Annotated in this window: 15 protein-coding genes; 1 reads left to right on the top strand and 14 read right to left on the bottom strand. The window is 36.2% G+C overall.

The genetic code is table 11. The annotated features are described in order from the left end of the window. Positions 1–81: 81 nt before the first annotated feature. From A1704_RS03975 to A1704_RS04035, 13 genes are all read right to left on the bottom strand, one after another. On the bottom strand, positions 82–1,134 hold the full coding sequence (locus tag A1704_RS03975) for an alpha/beta hydrolase (RefSeq protein ID WP_062670659.1): 1,053 nt from the start codon (positions 1,132–1,134) through the stop codon (positions 82–84). Then, the gene (locus tag A1704_RS03980) at positions 1,118–2,392 is read right to left on the bottom strand and encodes a PepSY-associated TM helix domain-containing protein (RefSeq protein ID WP_065119554.1); all 1,275 of its coding nucleotides are present in this window, start codon (positions 2,390–2,392) and stop codon (positions 1,118–1,120) included. The genes A1704_RS03975 and A1704_RS03980 overlap by 17 nt, the downstream gene beginning before the upstream one ends. 217 nt (positions 2,393–2,609) lie before the next feature. Continuing rightward, the gene (locus tag A1704_RS03985; protein ID WP_062670661.1) at positions 2,610–4,760 is read right to left on the bottom strand and encodes a TonB-dependent siderophore receptor; all 2,151 of its coding nucleotides are present in this window, start codon (positions 4,758–4,760) and stop codon (positions 2,610–2,612) included. Between the two features lie 157 nt (positions 4,761–4,917). Further along, positions 4,918–5,376: a hypothetical protein gene (locus A1704_RS03990; RefSeq protein WP_062670664.1), complete on the bottom strand. Its 459-nt coding sequence runs from the start codon at positions 5,374–5,376 to the stop codon at positions 4,918–4,920. Positions 5,377–5,429: 53 nt separating this feature from the next. Continuing rightward, positions 5,430–5,930 (bottom strand): hypothetical protein, encoded by a 501-nt coding sequence (locus tag A1704_RS03995; RefSeq protein WP_062670665.1) that lies wholly within the window; start codon positions 5,928–5,930, stop codon positions 5,430–5,432. A 156-nt stretch (positions 5,931–6,086) separates the two neighbouring features. After that, positions 6,087–6,458: a hypothetical protein gene (locus A1704_RS04000; protein WP_062670667.1), complete on the bottom strand. Its 372-nt coding sequence runs from the start codon at positions 6,456–6,458 to the stop codon at positions 6,087–6,089. 129 nt (positions 6,459–6,587) lie between these two features. Then, complete coding sequence (locus tag A1704_RS04005; RefSeq protein ID WP_062670669.1) at positions 6,588–7,046, bottom strand: hypothetical protein; 459 nt, start codon at positions 7,044–7,046, stop codon at positions 6,588–6,590. 9 nt (positions 7,047–7,055) lie between these two features. Next, positions 7,056–7,499 (bottom strand): hypothetical protein, encoded by a 444-nt coding sequence (locus A1704_RS04010; protein ID WP_062670671.1) that lies wholly within the window; start codon positions 7,497–7,499, stop codon positions 7,056–7,058. A 201-nt stretch (positions 7,500–7,700) separates the two neighbouring features. Further along, positions 7,701–8,894: a hypothetical protein gene (locus A1704_RS04015; protein ID WP_062670673.1), complete on the bottom strand. Its 1,194-nt coding sequence runs from the start codon at positions 8,892–8,894 to the stop codon at positions 7,701–7,703. Positions 8,895–9,102: 208 nt separating this feature from the next. Continuing rightward, positions 9,103–12,285 carry a carbamoyl-phosphate synthase large subunit gene (gene carB, locus A1704_RS04020; RefSeq protein WP_062670675.1) on the bottom strand — a complete coding sequence of 1,061 codons (3,183 nt, stop codon included), beginning with the start codon at positions 12,283–12,285 and terminating at the stop codon, positions 9,103–9,105. A gap of 59 nt (positions 12,286–12,344) precedes the next feature. Next, on the bottom strand, positions 12,345–12,698 hold the full coding sequence (locus A1704_RS04025) for a four helix bundle protein (RefSeq protein ID WP_062670677.1): 354 nt from the start codon (positions 12,696–12,698) through the stop codon (positions 12,345–12,347). Positions 12,699–12,739: 41 nt separating this feature from the next. After that, positions 12,740–13,813, bottom strand: coding sequence for a carbamoyl phosphate synthase small subunit (locus A1704_RS04030; RefSeq protein ID WP_062670679.1), 1,074 nt, complete (start codon positions 13,811–13,813; stop codon positions 12,740–12,742). A gap of 114 nt (positions 13,814–13,927) precedes the next feature. Next, positions 13,928–14,818 carry an aspartate carbamoyltransferase catalytic subunit gene (locus tag A1704_RS04035; RefSeq protein ID WP_062670681.1) on the bottom strand — a complete coding sequence of 297 codons (891 nt, stop codon included), beginning with the start codon at positions 14,816–14,818 and terminating at the stop codon, positions 13,928–13,930. A gap of 239 nt (positions 14,819–15,057) precedes the next feature. Between A1704_RS04035 and A1704_RS04040 the strand changes: the two genes are divergently transcribed. Then, on the top strand, positions 15,058–15,519 hold the full coding sequence (locus A1704_RS04040) for an Lrp/AsnC family transcriptional regulator (RefSeq protein ID WP_034696246.1): 462 nt from the start codon (positions 15,058–15,060) through the stop codon (positions 15,517–15,519). Positions 15,520–15,956: 437 nt separating this feature from the next. On the opposite strand, the gene argH is transcribed toward A1704_RS04040, so the two are convergent. After that, a complete protein-coding gene (gene argH, locus A1704_RS04045; RefSeq protein WP_062670684.1) occupies positions 15,957–17,261 on the bottom strand; it encodes an argininosuccinate lyase in 1,305 nt (434 codons plus the stop codon). Between the last annotated feature and the right edge of the window lie 196 nt (positions 17,262–17,457).

Here is a 17,457-nt window from a genome sequence, read left to right on the forward strand (position 1 = left end):
ATACATAAAACGTATCGTTAGAAGTAAGATATAAAAAACCAAATCTGTTGATAAACGGATTTGGTTTTTATTTTCAGTTCATTATTTCTTAGGATAATAGTTGTCTTTCAGATTCATAAAATAGGTTTCGGATTCTTTAAAACCATTACTTTTCATAAATTTGATTACCACATTCAGATAGGCTTCCGAAGGAATAAAATTTATTCCCATTTTTTCAGAAAACTTTTGATACTCTTCTTCAAGCAGTTTGGGATTTTTGGCCAACTGTTTTATATCAGTTCTATACCCTTTGAATATAAATTTCAAAGCTTCATAATTTCCGGGATAAGAAACGGTCCCATGGGTTTCGCCTTCAAAAAAGTGATGTTTATAGTTCAAAGATCCGTTTTTTTCTATCATTCCTTTAAATTCTTCAATCGCCTGGGTCATATCAGAATTCCAGTTTTTCTGCTGCTCTTCATTATCTGCCTGGGAAACATACAAAGATTTTTTTGCAGGAAAGTTCTTATTCTTTTCCAGATACTCTTTCGTTCTTTTGATGGTTACTTTATTGTCCCACCATAAACTAGGATCATTAGCAACATAAGCATTAAAATAATCCGGATGTGAAAGAAAGGTATTAATGGCAAATAATCCGCCGAAAGAATGGCCTACCAACACACAATAATCCTGAGTTCTGTAGTTTTTATTAATAAAAGGCTTCAATTCCTCCTGCATGAATTTCAGAAAGTTTTCACTTCCTCCGCTGTCGGCAAAAAGCGTAAGAGCAGGGTTTACCGGACTCTTCTTTTCAGACTTTGTCGGAGTAAGATCTCTTGTTCTTTCTGTATTTTTAATTCCGACAACAATACATTCCGGAATGTCGGCATAGGGTGTTCTGGCAATGAAATCTGTTAATCCTGTATAATAATCAAAATTAATTTCTCCGTCTAAAAGATAGATGACAGGATATTTTGCAGGATTGATGGTATTGTCGTTATACGTTTTGGGCAGATGAACCCAGATTTCTCTGTTTTCATTTAGAACTTTTGAAAATACATTTTGCTTCTCTCCTATCGTTAGTTTTTCCTGGGATTTTCCAAATGTAAACAGTAAAAATACAGGAAGGTATATAATTTTAAACCAATTGTTCATGGTGCGAATCTTTTCTGTGTTGATGAATATTTTTAATTTCTTTATTCTTTTTGGGTGATTTGTTTCTGCGTCCCCACCAGATCAGAAATCCGGTAATCGGGAGACTGGTACAGATCATTCCGATAATGAATGTGAATATTTTACCGAACATTCCGCCCCAATAGCCTACGTGAAGATCGAAGTTCATGTGCTCTATTACTTCATGCATCTGAACTTCTTTAGGATAATCAATCTCCTTTCCTGTGTATTTATTGGTTTCCATACTTTTCCCGTTGATAAGGCTTTTCAGACCAATAAACCTAGCTGCCACCACATGATACACCGTTGCAGAATCATTTCTCGGAATACTCATTCTGAACTGTTTTGCATCAGGAAACTCTTTAAACTTTCTGTCTATAACATCAGTATAAGTCAAAGCTTTCTTTTCCGGATCAAACTTAGGTTCATATTTTTCTGCAATAGTATGGGCATCTACAGCTCCTCCGAAAGCCTGTTGGGTTAGATTGGTTAAAACCTCATAGGCCATAATCAATCCTGTAATGGTAATAAACACAGCCGGAAGCAATGAATAAAACCCAAAGACATTATGGAAATCGTAGTTTTTCCTGCGCCATTTCGTTCCGGATTTAATTTTAAAAGCTGTTGTTCTTGTGGTTTTGTTCCATTTTTTAGGCCACCAGAGAATCAGTCCACCGATAAGCTGAACAAAAAAGATGATGGAAGCAACGCCAACCACCGTTTTCCCAAACTTTCCTGCCAATAGCTGCGCATGAATATGGGCTACAACATAGAAAAACTCATAGCTTTTGGTAGAACCGATTACTTTTCCGGTGTAAGGGTTAAGATAATGATAGGCAAATACACCTCGTGGACCACGGCCTTTTTTCTTTGGTTTGTCTGCCTTGTCCGCACTTTTATCTTTAGGAGGCTTCGTTGCTGAAGCTACTCTGAAACTTCTGTCAGCATCTTTGTAGGTATCAAAATAGAACGCTTTTCTGTCCGGAACCTGCTGGTGAAAGTGGGCAAGCAACTCTTCAGGGGTCATTTTTTCTGCATTAGCCGGAGCCTGGACATATTTTGCGCTTCCGCCGCACAGATCAATGATTTCGTCACAGAAGACAAATACAGTTCCCGAAAGAGTAACAGTAAGCACAATGATTCCGGAAACCAGGCCGAGCCATAGATGCAGCCAGCCGGTGATCCTTTTGGTAAGGGATTTACCCTGCTTTTTTTTAGGATTCGTTTTATTATTTTTCATATCTGTTTTCATCCAATCAACAATGTAAGTGTAGAAAATGCAAAGGCGCAATTGTATTTATAATAGCGTGTTTGTAAAGTGAAAAGAGTTATTTCTGCTGCCGTTTACTTTAGCATATTTGAAGGCTTCAGAAATAGATATATCATAAATCAAAGCTTTGCACCTTTGCGGTTTTCATCCTTATATTTTCGTTGAGATTATTTTTGTTTTTTTAGTTTTAAAATTTGAATGCAAAATTGGCCTGGATTTCTCTTGGCTTCTGTGGCTGTCCGTAGAAGTTCCAGTAGTTTTCATTCAGCGCATTATTCATTTTCAGACCGATTCTGTATTTTTTCCTGTCATAAAAAACTGTTGCACCTACCGTAGTATAAGAAGGAGCAAGAAAATGATTGGTGATGTTGATATAGGTCTGGTCTACAAAATTAAATCCGGCTCCGAAACCAAGTCCTTCATATGCACCATCCATGATTTTGTAGCTTGTCCATAGATTGGCAACATGTTTTGGAGTCCAGGCAATTCTTTTTCCGCTGTCTTTGCTCCGGTCATCATATTTGTTATCGTTATAACCATATCCGGCAACGATATTCCATCCTTTGAAAGGGTTGGCAATGATGCCTATTTCCAGTCCCTGACTTTTGATATTTCCATCCTGAATACTTCCTATTCCGCCTGGATCTGCAACCAGTCTGTTTTTAACATTAATATTATAGTAACTCACGATCGTCAGTAGTTTTTTATGGAACAGATCCACTTTAAAACCTGTTTCAATCTGATTTCCCTGTTCAGGATCCCACTTTGTCAGGACACCCACTTCATTCATTGATGGAGCATAGTTTTTAAATCCATTCACATAATTGGCAAAGAATGAGATCTCATCTTTTACAATTTCATACACCAATCCGAACTTTGGTGAAAACTGGGTCTGGCTGTAACCGGAAACTTTATTTTCAGGATATCCGTTTTTGGTAGAGATCTCTACGCCATTTACCACCATATCATCATTTTTATAGCTATCTACTCTCAAACTGGCCATTACCAGCAAATTATCTGTGATATTTAAAACATTGGAAATATAACCGCTGATGGTTCTGAATCTTGTAATATCCGATTCTGTGGATTTTCTTTCCTTATTCATGAATTTGTTTCTTGAGATAGGATCCCATGCGGAAGAGCTATCAAGATTCACTTTATCATAAGGCATGAAAACATTACTGTATCCGTTGGCCTCATAGTAAGGGAACTGATATTTTGTTGTTTGCTGGAAGTAATCTATTCCTACTACCAGACGGTTTCTTAACCCTGCTATTTTAAAATCTCCTGTAAAATTCTGCTGGATATTGTCTGTGGTCACTTTAAAGCTGTCAAAAGGACGGATCATTCTTTCTACCTGATTATTATTCAGATATCTGAGTACTAAAAAGATAGATTCGTTTTCATTGGCTTCTCCTCTTTGGTAAGATGTCCTTGACGTCCACTGGTCATTGAATTTATGGGTAACCTCAGCCATCGTTACAAAGTTGGTTCTTTTCGAGCCGATATCATTACTAGTAAACGCTCTTTTGTAGGCTACTTCCAGGTCTTTCATGGAGTGTAAGGTCAGCTTTTCTGAGTTTCTTACATAAGCATTCAATGTTTTATCCGGAGCATGGAACTCGGTATCAAGTGTCACTGTGGTTTTGTCGCTTACTTTGTACAAAACACTTCCGGAGAAAAATAATCCTTTGTTGTAGCCTGCATCCTGGAAAGAATCCTGAGAATAGGCTGCGACATTGAATCTTGCCAATGCAGTTTTTTCTTTATTTAAAGGGGTATTTACATCGGCTGTAATCCTGTTCATTCCCCAGCTTCCGGTGGTATAATTGATAATTCCCCCGAAGTTTTCCTGTGGTTTTTTCGTAACGATATTCACCACACCGCCATAATTGGCTAATGTTCCACCGAATAAGGTTCCGGATGGACCTTTTATTACTTCTACTCTCTCGATATTAGCGATCTCAGACTGTACTCTTGGATTTTGAGTCAGTCCGTTTCTGAAACTGGCATTGGAACTGAAACCTCTCATAAAAATATCATTTCCACTGTCGTTTACACTATTGCTTACGACCACTCCTGGAGCAGAAGCCATCGCTGTGTTGAAATCCATGGCTCCCATTTCACTGATGATTTCTTTGGGAACAAGATTATAAACAGTAGGGTTTTCAAGATTTTCCAGAGGAAGCCTTGCGATAGATTCAGATTTTTTTGTTCTGTAATTGTGAGTTCCCTGGAGCGATACAGATTGAATTTCAGCCACTTTAATGGTATCTGTTTCCTGGGCACTCAGCATCGTTACGGCTAATAGAGCTGCAGAAATAATAGTTTTTTTCATGTTTATAATTAAGTTAGTTCTGCAAAATTATTTTATTTTTATTAATTCTAAATAAAAACATGATACAAATCATAAAACTTCTACCATAGAATAGCCTATAAATAAAGGGTTTTCGAAAATTCCGAAAACCCTTTATTCAATCAATAGATAAGTTTTTTTATTTATTTTTCCAATTTTTAATCATTTTCATATAGCGATCAATATTAATTTTTTCCTCCCGTAAAACATTACCTTCCATTTCTTTTGCGTTTGTATTATCCGCATACACAATTGTTTTACCCAATACGGGATATATAATGAATAATGAGTCAAAAGTTTTACCACAGCTTTCATTATAATAATTTTTCTCAATAACAATCTTCTTTATTTTTTCATTTTCAGAAAAAAAATATCTTTGGATATAATCTCCACATTCTGGATGATTATTAAACTCAAGACCTTTTAATTTTCCATCTTTAAGATAGGCACAAGCAGGATGTAAAATATCACCATTGGATAAAACCTGATCAGCATCAAAAACAAATTTTTCAAATTCTTTTTTGTAATTTTTGCTAGGATTACATTGAAATAGTAATAGCAGTCCAAAAACACTCAGGACACAATTCTTTTTTACCATAAGGCTAATAAAAATAAAGGTAACTATATTGCTAAAGTTTTACTTTACCTGTCTTATATAACAGCAGCGGCCATCATCGACATATAGTAATTGGCGCAATGCAGTGCATTAATTAAAACGATTTCTTTTTCCGGAAGGGTTTCATAGGCATCAGAGGTGGTGATCTGGTATTCGTAATTCATAGAAGTCCATTTCAGATGGGGTTTTATGATCATCAGCTCGACGCCGTCCTGATCTGTAAGGACAAATGATTCTTTAAAAATACCTCTGTGTTTAAAAAGATAGCCATTTTTAATCCCATCAAAATAGGTCTGCACCACAATTTCCCCGTTCCAGTTCATTCTGAATTTCAGAAGCACTCTTTCGTGATCTTTCAGTTCAATTGTAGTTCCCCAAAAACCCTTTGGCTCCACCTGATAGGTCTGCCCATGAGCAATTTCAATAACAGCATTAAATTTAAACCAGCTTGTATAGATAAGTTTTCCAATTAATCTTTCTTCTCTTGTAACTTCAAAAGATAAAGAATTGCTTGATTTTGCGTAATATTCTGCCATGGTTATATTTTGATTTGGTGGAATTGTATTAGTTTTTAAATAATAATAACAGCTTGAATTTTAACGCTCTAATTTATAAATAATTCGGTAAACATAAATGCATTTTTAAGCGGGTGTGATAAAAATGATTGAGAAAGAGTTGAGAATTATATTTTTTCAATCAAGTTTTTCATAATAATGGTTTGAATCTGCATTTAGACTAATCTTAGGCTTTTCAAAAATCCCATTTAAAAAATAGGTTTTGTAAGCAGCTGGCTGACCAAAATCTGTATAATGAAGTTCTATTTCAGGATTTAATCCATTATATAATTTATATGTACCCATTCCATAAAATTTACTTCTAAATGTATTGTCTTCATATAAAACTAAAGTATCTGCAGTGTGAGGAGCTTCCACACAGCAAATTGGCTTATCAAAATTCATGTTAATATATTTTCCATAGATATCCTGCTTTTTTAATGGAAAATTGATATTGAGAATACATATAACTCCTAATACAAAAGTGAGTGTAAGAAGTGTTTTTTTCATAGAATAATTGATAATACCACAATATTCTTTTTAATCGAAATATTGACTAACCTAAATTATAGAATTTATATAGAAAAACCTCATAAATTGCTGAAATGTATGAGGTTTAAACTGTTTTTCAGATCAATTTCATTCAATCTTTGTAAGTGTCATTGTTTCATCATGATCTATACTTTCAGGCCGCTTCCCATTCATGTTGATCAGCATAAGGAATTTTGAATCGTTAATAGGAAAAATAATTCCTAGCAGTCTTCCTTTTTCCTGATTATCTTTTAGTGCAATAAAATCAATATGAATTGGTGTCTTTTCCATATCAATTTTATATTTGAGTTCACCCTTTTGCCCATTATTAGGACCTCCGTGAATGATAAAATTCTTACCGTCAATTTCTTCCCCGTTAATTGTAATAGATACATATCCATCTTTAGTAAAGCCTGCTTTGCCTTTACTCTTCCAGTAATCAATGGATTCCCAGTTTCCAACAATATTAAACTGGGATTTTTGAGCTTTGGCCTGAAAACCAATAATAAGTATAAACGCTATTACGCTTTTTAGAAAAGTCCGTTTTATTTTCAAATAAAAATTCATAGTAAATTTTTAATTAATTTTATAAACATAACCTTTACTGATATATCTGCTTTTATTTATTAATTCTGAAGGATAAAAAATGGTTCCATTAATCTCAACACTTTTAATCCTATATCTCCAGCTTCCATTATGGCTTGTGTAAATTTTTGTTGTTGAATTTGGATAAAGCTCAAGGACAATGGAAGAATCTTTTATTTCTATTTTTTCAAGAGACTTTGGATTTTTGATTTTATAAAAAGATCGAGGAGACAATATTCTATTTTCATAATTAAATGCAAAGCTCTCAGCCTCATTATCAATTGCTTTTGAGATGGGATAACTGTAATTGATCTTAATTATTTTTTTAGATCCGGTCAGGTTTTGAATATAGAAATCAGTTATCCAGGAACATCCTGAAAGCACTGCCACGAAAATACAACATAGAAATCCTATCGTAATTGATTTTATACTCATTATACTGGAATTTAGATGATTTTTGTAAAAATAGTCAGATAAATTTAATTTATTAGTTTTTCCGATAAAAAATCCCGTAAGAAAAACATACGGGAATTAAGATTCATTTTTCCAAAAAATAGTATTTTTTTAATCCATGTTCTATCATTAAAAAAAACAGGATTGACTGTACTACAGTAACAATTTTGATCGTTTTTGTTATTAATTTATTCTTATATAATAATTGACAGCCATATTTTTGGGACGGGTTTCTTTTCCCCCGGCAGCAGCAATAACTAAAGGGACCGTTGATTTATCATAACCGCTAACTACCTGTGAACCATCAAGGTCACCATCAGCACCTGATGTATTTGCAGAAACTGCCCTTGGCGTTGAAGTTACTCCTCCAAAACTCTGCTGAACAATCTGATGATCGTGCTCTTTGATTTCATCTCCCTGGATACTTCCCCGTAATCTGTTACCCTCTGGATCTTTTTGATTTTCAGAAACCGTTGGGATACCGTAGCCTAATTCATTGGAGTCGAAAGCATTATTTCCACGAAGGAAAACACCTCTCAAATCGGGAACATTTGTAAGATTTTGTGTGGCACGGGCAAGCCCGCAGGTTGTGTCTACTTTTCTTCCGTCACAAGGTGCCCATTTTGAGTATTTGCTATTCCAGTTCTTATCAGGATTTGTCAGATTATTTTTAGTTACCTCCTGAAATTCTTCCCAAATTAAGTATGAACAAAGTATTGTTCCTACAGGAAAATCTTTATTAAAACCACTGGGAAGTCCATTTAATAAGCAGTTTACAGGACCTTTATCTGTGTCCAGGAAAAAGAAAATATCTTTTGACGGATCGTTTCTTTTAAAAGTAATTGAATTATCATCATCCAGAATACCCCCTTTATTAAAGCTTTTGCTTATTTCTATCCCATTGGTTATTTTATAATCTTCGACAATAGGGCTTGGATCCGTGCTTGATATTTTGTTGTAAAAAATATAGATGGTTATCCCTTCATCTCCTTCCTGTACTACTGTTGATAATCCTTTTTTATTATTTTGAACTTCTAAACATTTCACATATCCTTCAATGATGTCTTTGTTGGGTGTATGCAAACTAAAAGAATCAAAAAATGATTGTGAGACCATAATGGTGTCCAAAGATTTGATTTTCTCCTGAAAATTATGAATTTCATCATCAGAAGCACCTAAATTTAAAACATTTTTAACCATTGATGTAGGATCAATTGCTTCAAAACCAAATGAAAATTTTTGAGTTTTAAAATCGTCTTTGAATTTTTCGGATTCATAATATTTCTTCAGGTCGTAAAGAAAATCTCCTGTTTTTACGACATTCAAAGTGGTATAAATTCCACCCTCCAGAAGCTTTGTACATTGATTAGGTTCCATTTGTATAGTTTTTTGAGGTTAGATAATGAGTTTTGCATATAATGAGAGTTGTATTATCAAACTTTCATTTATTATAACATACCAAAAGTACTCTGTATGAAATCGTATGTCAATTACCCTTTTGTGGTATTATTTTAGTAGGTTTGAGCATAAAAAAACCTCATAGGTTTTTAAAATCTATGAGGTTTAGAATATTTATTTTTCGAAATTACATTGTCTCCATTTTGAAGCTCATGCTTTCGATTACTTTTAGAATTGCTTCTACCGTATCCATTGAAGTTAAACAAGGAACACCGTTTTCCACACTCATTCTTCTGATCTGGAATCCGTCTCTTTCTGCCTGCTTACCTTTTGTAGTGGTATTTACAACATACTGAACTTTTCCTTTCTGGATCAGGTCGATAAGATTTACACTTTCTTCTCCGATTTTGTATCCGATTTTGCAAGGGATTCCTTTTTCTTCGAAGAACTTCGCAGTACCTTCCGTAGCCCAGATTCTGAATCCAACTTCATGGAATCTTGCTGCAAGAGCTGCTGCTTCATCTTTATGCTTATCAGCTACTGTGAACAGGATAGATCCGTGCATAGGAACTTTTCTTCCCGCTGCTACCAATCCTTTGTAAAGTGCTTTTTCAAGGGTTGTATCTTTCCCCATAACTTCTCCTGTAGACTTCATTTCAGGGCCTAAAGAGATATCAACTTTCGTTAGTTTTGAGAAAGAGAATACCGGCACTTTTACAAATACTCCTTCTTTGTTTGAAACTAATCCGTTTTCGTAGCCTAAATCTTTCAGTTTTTGTCCCAGAATTGCCTTTGTAGCAAGATTCGCCATTGGAACTTCTGTGATTTTAGATAAGAAAGGAACTGTTCTTGAAGAACGAGGGTTTACTTCGATTACATATACATTTCCTTCGAAAAGAACGTACTGGATATTCATTAATCCGATAACGTTTAATCCTTTTGCCAGTCTCTGTGTGTAGTCTACCAAAGTATCAATCTCGCTCTGAGATATATTTTGTGGCGGATACACTGCGATTGAGTCTCCGGAGTGAACTCCTGCTCTTTCGATATGCTCCATAATTCCTGGAATCACTACTGTTTCACCGTCACAGATTGCATCTACTTCAATTTCCTTTCCTACCATGTATTTGTCTACTAATACAGGGTGCTCAGGGCTTGCTTCTACTGCATTTTCCATGTAGTGAGCCAGTTCTGCTTCTGCGTATACAATTTCCATTGCTCTACCTCCAAGAACGTAGCTTGGACGTACCAATACCGGATATCCGATTTCGTTGGCAATTTTTATAGCTTCTTCTTTCGAAGTTGAAGTTCTTCCTTTTGGCTGAGGAATTCCAAGCTCCTGAAGTGCTTTTTCAAACTTATCTCTGTTTTCAGCTCTGTCAAGATCTTCCAGTGAAGTTCCTAAGATCTGTACTCCGTGAGCGGCTAGTTTATCGGCAAGGTTAATCGCTGTCTGCCCTCCGAACTGTACCACTACTCCTTTTGGTTTTTCAAGCTCGATGATGTTCATTACATCTTCTTCTGTAAGCGGCTCGAAGTAAAGTTTATCTGAAATTGAGAAGTCTGTAGAAACTGTCTCAGGGTTGTTGTTGATGATAATCGCTTCGTAACCCATTTCTTTGATTGCCCATACGGAGTGAACCGTTGCATAGTCAAATTCTACTCCCTGTCCGATTCTGATAGGCCCGGAACCTAGTACGATGATTTTTTCTTTATCTGAAACAACGCTTTCATTCTCTTCTTCGTAAGTTCCGTAGAAGTAAGGCGTTTCACTTTCAAATTCAGCGGCGCAGGTATCTACCATTTTGTACACCGGCATGATTCCGTTTTCTTTTCTGAAGTTGAAAACCTCACGCTCTTTTACATCCCAAAGAACTGCGATATTGATGTCTGCAAAGCCTAATCTCTTCGCTTCAATCAGGGTTTCTTTATCGAATTTGTTTTCAGCGATTACTTTTTCGAAGTCAACTAATTTTTTCAGTTTCCAGATGAAGAATTTATCGATTTTACTCCATTCTACAATCTGTTCCCAGTCGTATCCTCTTCTTAAAGCATCCCCGATGATGAATAATCTTTCGTCATCACATACTCTGATTCTTCTTTCGATTTCTTCAGCAGTAAGTGCCTGAGCCTGCTTGGTTTTTAAACCTAAATGCTTGATTCCCGTTTCCAGTGAACGAATCGCTTTCTGTAATGATTCTTCAAGGTTTCTTCCGATTGCCATTACTTCTCCGGTAGCTTTCATTTGAGTGGAAAGTCTTCTGTCTGCCGTTTCGAATTTATCGAATGGGAATCTTGGGAATTTTGTTACCACATAGTCAAGAGCCGGCTCGAAACATGCGTATGTTTTTCCTGTTACCGGGTTCATGATTTCGTCCAGAGTCAATCCTACAGCAATCTTTGCAGCAATCTTTGCAATCGGGTAACCTGTTGCTTTACTTGCTAATGCTGATGAACGGGAAACTCTCGGGTTTACTTCGATGATATAGTAATCGAATGAATGCGGATCTAAAGCTAACTGTACGTTACATCCTCCTTCAATTCCTAATGCTCTGATGATTTTCAGTGAAGCATTTCTCAGCAGCTGATATTCTCTGTCTGAAAGCGTCTGAGAAGGCGCAACTACGATAGAGTCTCCTGTGTGAACACCTACCGGGTCTATATTTTCCATGTTACAAACCACAATGGCGTTGTCGTTTGCATCACGCATTACTTCGTATTCAATTTCTTTGAAACCTGCGATTGATTTTTCAATAAGACACTGTGTAACCGGGCTGTGTTTTAGTCCCAATTCAGCGATTTCTTTCAATTCAGCTTCTGTGGAAGCGATACCACCTCCGGTTCCTCCCATTGTAAAGGCAGGACGAACAATTACAGGATATCCGATTTCATCTGCAAAAGCAAGAGCTCCTTCAACCGTATTTACGATATCAGATTCCGGTACCGGCTCGTTCAGTTCTCTCATCAGCTCACGGAAAAGATCTCTGTCTTCTGCTCTGTTGATGGCAGAAAGTTTTGTTCCCAATACTTCCACTTTGCACTCTTCAAGAATTCCTGATTTCTCCAGTTCTACCGCCATGTTAAGACCTGTCTGGCCTCCAAGGGTTGGTAATAAAGCATCCGGACGTTCTTTTCTGATGATGTGGCTTACAAACTGTAATGAAATCGGCTCAATATATACTTTATCAGCGATTTCCACATCCGTCATGATCGTTGCAGGGTTTGAGTTGATCAAAATTACTTTGTAGCCTTCTTCTTTCAAAGACAAACAAGCCTGCGTTCCTGCGTAATCAAATTCAGCTGCCTGACCAATGATGATAGGTCCTGAACCGATTACTAAAATTGTTTTTATATCTGTACGTTTTGCCATTTTTCTTTTTTTAGATACAAGATGTTAGATGTCAGATTTCAGACTTCCAACAGGTTGTTTTACTTTTTTAAATTAGATTTGAATGTATAAATCATTCTTTGAATTTCATTTAGATTTGATATTAAACCATTAACTTTTTCTGCTTCAAGTAAATTTAATTCTCTAGTTAAAATTAACTGGGTCTGTAACTCAAAGGAGGATGCATTTGCTATTCCAAGAAAATGATAAAATTCTCTATCATTATTTCTTCCTGCACCTTCAGCTATATTTGAAGGAATAGAGATTACAGATCTTTTAATTTGAGAGATCAAACCAAACTTTTCATCTTTAGGTAACTCCGCACAAATGATATAAACCTGTTTTGCAAGTTCAATAGATTTCTGCCAAAAGACCAATTTTTCAAAATTATGCATGATAAAGTCTGCTATCTGATGTCTAATATCTGAAGTCACTCTTATTTCTTAAAGTCCTCCATCATTTGAATGAACTCATCAAACAGGTAATTTGCATCTTCAGGACCCGGGCTTGCTTCAGGGTGATACTGAACGGAGAAACAAGGGTGGATTTTGTGTTTTAATCCTTCGTTTGTTCTGTCATTTAAGGCAATGTGTGTTTCGATAAGGTCTGTTCCTTTTAAACTTTCCTGATCAACAGCATACCCATGGTTTTGAGAAGTAATGGCTACTGTATTTTTCTCCAGATCCAATACCGGGTGGTTTCCTCCTCTGTGTCCGAATTTCAGCTTGAAAGTTTTCGCTCCACAAGCAAGACCAATTAACTGATGTCCTAAACAGATTCCGAAGATTGGAACTTTTCCTAATAATCCTCTGATCATATCCAAGGCGTGTGGTACATCTTCCGGGTCACCAGGACCGTTTGATAGCATGATACCGTCCGGATTCATCAATAGAATTTCTTCTGCAGTCGTGTCTTGAGAAACCACGATGATGTCACAGTTTCTTTGAGACAATTCTCTGATAATTCCCAGTTTTGCACCGAAATCTACTAGGACCACTTTGAAACCTCTGTTCGGGTTAGCGTAAGGTGTTTTTGTAGAAACCTCCTCTACCTGATTGGTTGGGAAAGTTGTTGATTTCAACTCAGAAGCTACAGCAGCTTCGTCAGCATCATCGTTTACAATTTTTCCTTTTACTACTCCATGGTTACGAAGAACTCTTGTCAGTCTTCTGGTGTCGATACCTGAAATTCCTGAAAGGTTTTTCTTTTTAAATAATTCATCTAAAGTAATCTGAGTACGGAAATTGGAAGGAAGATCGCACAGTTCTTTTACGATAAGCCCTTTAATTGCCGGCTCGATACTTTCATAATCATCACGGTTAATACCATAATTTCCGATAAGCGGATAGGTCATACAAACTATCTGACCACAGTATGATGGGTCAGAGATCAATTCCTGATACCCTGTCATTCCGGTATTGAAAACTACTTCCCCTGCAGTTTCCAATTCTGCTCCGAAACCTTCTCCATGAAACACTTCACCGGACTCCAGTATTAATTTTTTCTTCATTTTAAACTTTTATCTCTTATTATTTTATATGTCATTAACAGGTCGCCCCTACGCGGCTCTTTACCTTTTTACTTTTTACTTTTTACTTTTACCCTGGCTCTTTTACCTTGGTTCTTATTTAAAAGTATACCCCTTACTTTCCAACGCTTCTTTCAAAATGGCCATTCTGGCGAAAACACCATTTTCCATTTGTTTAAAGACTCTTGATCTTTCACATTCTACAAGATCTGAATCTATCTCGACACCTCTGTTGATCGGAGCCGGATGCATGACGATTGCTTCTTTTTTCATGGCCTGTTCTCTTTCTTTGGTCAGACCATATCTTTTATGGTACTCTGAAGCAGTGAAGCTCATTGCTGCATCGTGTCTTTCATGCTGGATTCTTAATAACATCAGAACATCCACTTCAGCGATCAGCTCATCCACTGACATATACGTTCCGTTGATCAAGGCTCCTTCATCAAACCATTGTTCCGGTCCTGAGAAGTATACTTTTGCTCCCAGTCTTCTTAATGCTTCTGCATTTGAATTGGCAACACGGCTGTGTTTTACATCTCCTACAATTCCCACCTTCAGTCCTTCAAACTTTCCGAATTCCTGATAGATGGTCATCAGATCCAGCATACACTGTGAAGGATGGTTTCCTGTACCATCTCCTCCGTTGATTACCGGAATCTTAATATTTTTCAATTCCTCGAAGTATCTGTCTTTCTTATCACGGATCACTACAAGGTTCACTCCTATACTTTCAATGGTCTTTACAGTGTCATAAAGACTCTCACCTTTGTTTACCGAACTGTGTGATGCATCAAAAGGAACTACCTGAAGTCCCAGTTTTCTTTCCGCAAGATCGAAGCTTGTCTTCGTTCTTGTACTGTCTTCGAAGAAAAGGTTTGAGCAAAAAACTTCTCCTTCAATTTTAGCAGTTTTACCATTTGCAAAAGCCAGTGCTTCTGTCAGTATACTGTTGATTCTCTCGGTGCTTAGTTCTGTAATCGTAAACATAATTCTAATTTTTGGGCATAAAAAAAGCGAAGACAACAATCTTCGCTAATAACAATAAATATCGTAAAGGGCGCTTTCGCCCGGTAAATCTAATGATATAAATGCTTTTTTATTCATTAGGTGCAAAGATACAACAATTTCATGAACCTACAAAAATTATGTTTAAAATAAATTAAAAACTTCAGTCTTTCCTTATTCTCATTTAAAATTAATATTTTTGTTAGCACACAACTTTATTTATGGATTTAAAAGACAAAATGATTCTCAGTATTATTCAAGAAGATTCTACATTATCGGTTAAAGAAATTTCCGAAAAGATAGGTCTTACCTTTACTCCTACGTATGAGCGAATCAAACAACTGGAGAAGCAGGGCATCATTGAAAAATACGTAGGTCTTTTAAACCGTGAAAAACTGGGTCTGAATATCATCGTTTATTGCAATGTCCGTCTTAAGGAGCAATCCAAAAAAGTATTGGAGACCTTTGAGGACAACATTTCCAAATACGACGAAGTTCAGGAAATCACCAGCCTTTCCGGGGAATATGATTATATGCTGAAAATTATCGCGAAAGATATCAATTCCTATAATGAGTTTGCCGTGAGCGTAATTTCAAACCTTCCCAACATCGGACAATATCACAGTTCTATTGTACTTCACGAGGTGAAAAAATCCACCAAGTTTAAAATTGATCTGGAATAATCCCTCTCATTTTAAACTCATTATTCATTCCTATTTCAATTGTTGGAAATCTTTGATTTTCTTGCGCCTTAAAAGTAATATCTATTATACAATTCCTTGCACCTTTGTGTATACCAACAATTTTCATTTCTACTATCTTGTTTAGAAAACGCAAAGACGCAAAAGAAATTTATTAATTTTATGCTTTAAGGCGCAAAGATTTTATCTCCGATAAAATTTTATATAGCAGATTTAATCTCAATTTCCAACCATAGTAAGTTTAAAGATCAATCATCAAATTCAAAGAGCGGAGTAAAATCCAACCATTAAGATCACTTAAGCAGTTAAGATTTATTAAAGATTAAGGTTTCCACAAACGAAAAGACAGCAGGCTAAAATATTTTTAGAATTTCCACTGATTTTTACCTAAGTTTTTGACGACCTTAATGGCTTAGATTCTAACCCAATAATTTATTTTTCAGTTTATTGAACTGATATTCTATTTTGTCCAGGCAAAGATTTCCGATACTTCCCTGGTGGGTATGTTCAAGGTTTCCAGGTTCAAATTCAAACTCATTATTTTCAATCTCCTGCCCTACTTTCACATAAGCATCACGGAAAGAGCTCCCGCTTTTCACCTCTTCATTGATCTTTTCCACACTGAAAAGGTATTTGTATTTTTCATCCTCAAGAATCCCGTCTTTTACCTTAACATTTGGTAAAGTATAGCTTAGGATCTCCAGACATTCTTTCAGGGAATCAATAGCCGGGAAAAGAATTTCTTTGGTCAACTGTACATCTCTGTGATATCCTGAAGGCAGATTGCTTGTCAAAAGAATCAACTCATTGGGAAGTGACTGAATTCTGTTGCATCGTGCGCGAACCAGCTCAAAGATATCCGGATTTTTTTTGTGCGGCATAATACTGCTTCCCGTAGTAAATTCTTTTGGAAAGCTGATAAAATCAAAATTCTGGCTTAGATACAAACATACATCATAAGCAAATTTCCCAAGTGTTCCAGCTAAAGTAGCCATTGCCATTGATAACATTTTTTCTGACTTTCCACGGGTCATCTGAGCATACACCGAATTATAGTTCATCGACTGGAAGCCTAGATTGTAAGTGGTACTTTCACGATTGATCGGGAAAGATGAACCATAACCAGCCGCTGATCCTAATGGGTTTTTATTAATGATGTTCTTTACTGAAAATAACATTTCCACGTCATCCAAAAGCGCTTCTGCATAAGCTCCAAACCACAATCCAAACGAGGAAGGCATTGCAATCTGCAAGTGAGTATATCCTGGAAGCAAAACGTTTTTATGCTGATCTGCCAGTTGAATTAAAATCTGGAAAAACTCATCTGTAAGGGCTGTGATCTCACGGATTTCATCCAATAAATACAATTTGATATCCAGTAAAACCTGATCATTTCTTGATCTTGCCGTATGGATTTTCTTTCCTGTATCTCCTAATTTTTCAATTAAGATTGCTTCTACCTGAGAATGGATATCCTCAGCTTCTTTATCAATTTCAAAAGTCCCATCCTCAATTTGATTTAAGATACTATTTAAGACAGATAACATCTGTTCTGACTCTTCCTGAGTGATAATTCCGGTTTCTGCCAGCATCTTGCAATGGGCCATAGAGCCTTTTACGTCATATTTGGCTAAACGTTCATCAAAGTCAAGGTCTTTACCGACTGTAAAGTTATTGACTAGTATATTGGTGGCAAGGTCATCCTTCTGCCATATTTTTTTCATATTCTCTGATTTAAAATACTGATGGGTCTTGACAAGCCCGGCAAGGCAATCCTTATTACTAATAACTATAAAAAAACATTTCCTTATGTGAAGCTTTCATTCCTAATTTTCTTTTTTGCATAAATCTTTTAAAAACTAAACTTCATGCCTGCCGGACGGAGTCAAAACATATATTGAGCCGGAAGTCTGATGCTGG

The sequence above is a fragment of the Chryseobacterium cucumeris genome (assembly GCF_001593385.1).
Taxonomy (GTDB): Bacteria; Bacteroidota; Bacteroidia; order Flavobacteriales; family Weeksellaceae; genus Chryseobacterium; species Chryseobacterium cucumeris.

What these genes read in the sequence shown, in the direction of transcription:
- A1704_RS04030 (WP_062670679.1), bottom strand. Translation starts at nt 13,813, where the DNA reads ATGAAGAAAAAATTAATACTGGAGTCCGGTGAAGTGTTTCATGGAGAA.
- A1704_RS04025 (WP_062670677.1), bottom strand. Translation starts at nt 12,698, where the DNA reads ATGCATAATTTTGAAAAATTGGTCTTTTGGCAGAAATCTATTGAACTT.
- argH (WP_062670684.1), bottom strand. Translation starts at nt 17,261, where the DNA reads ATGAAAAAAATATGGCAGAAGGATGACCTTGCCACCAATATACTAGTC.
- A1704_RS03990 (WP_062670664.1), bottom strand. Translation starts at nt 5,376, where the DNA reads ATGGTAAAAAAGAATTGTGTCCTGAGTGTTTTTGGACTGCTATTACTA.
- A1704_RS03975 (WP_062670659.1), bottom strand. Translation starts at nt 1,134, where the DNA reads ATGAACAATTGGTTTAAAATTATATACCTTCCTGTATTTTTACTGTTT.
- A1704_RS03985 (WP_062670661.1), bottom strand. Translation starts at nt 4,760, where the DNA reads ATGAAAAAAACTATTATTTCTGCAGCTCTATTAGCCGTAACGATGCTG.
- carB (WP_062670675.1), bottom strand. Translation starts at nt 12,285, where the DNA reads ATGGCAAAACGTACAGATATAAAAACAATTTTAGTAATCGGTTCAGGA.
- A1704_RS03980 (WP_065119554.1), bottom strand. Translation starts at nt 2,392, where the DNA reads ATGAAAAATAATAAAACGAATCCTAAAAAAAAGCAGGGTAAATCCCTT.
- A1704_RS04010 (WP_062670671.1), bottom strand. Translation starts at nt 7,499, where the DNA reads ATGAGTATAAAATCAATTACGATAGGATTTCTATGTTGTATTTTCGTG.
- A1704_RS04000 (WP_062670667.1), bottom strand. Translation starts at nt 6,458, where the DNA reads ATGAAAAAAACACTTCTTACACTCACTTTTGTATTAGGAGTTATATGT.
- A1704_RS03995 (WP_062670665.1), bottom strand. Translation starts at nt 5,930, where the DNA reads ATGGCAGAATATTACGCAAAATCAAGCAATTCTTTATCTTTTGAAGTT.
- A1704_RS04040 (WP_034696246.1), top strand. Translation starts at nt 15,058, where the DNA reads ATGGATTTAAAAGACAAAATGATTCTCAGTATTATTCAAGAAGATTCT.
- A1704_RS04015 (WP_062670673.1), bottom strand. Translation starts at nt 8,894, where the DNA reads ATGGAACCTAATCAATGTACAAAGCTTCTGGAGGGTGGAATTTATACC.
- A1704_RS04035 (WP_062670681.1), bottom strand. Translation starts at nt 14,818, where the DNA reads ATGTTTACGATTACAGAACTAAGCACCGAGAGAATCAACAGTATACTG.
- A1704_RS04005 (WP_062670669.1), bottom strand. Translation starts at nt 7,046, where the DNA reads ATGAATTTTTATTTGAAAATAAAACGGACTTTTCTAAAAAGCGTAATA.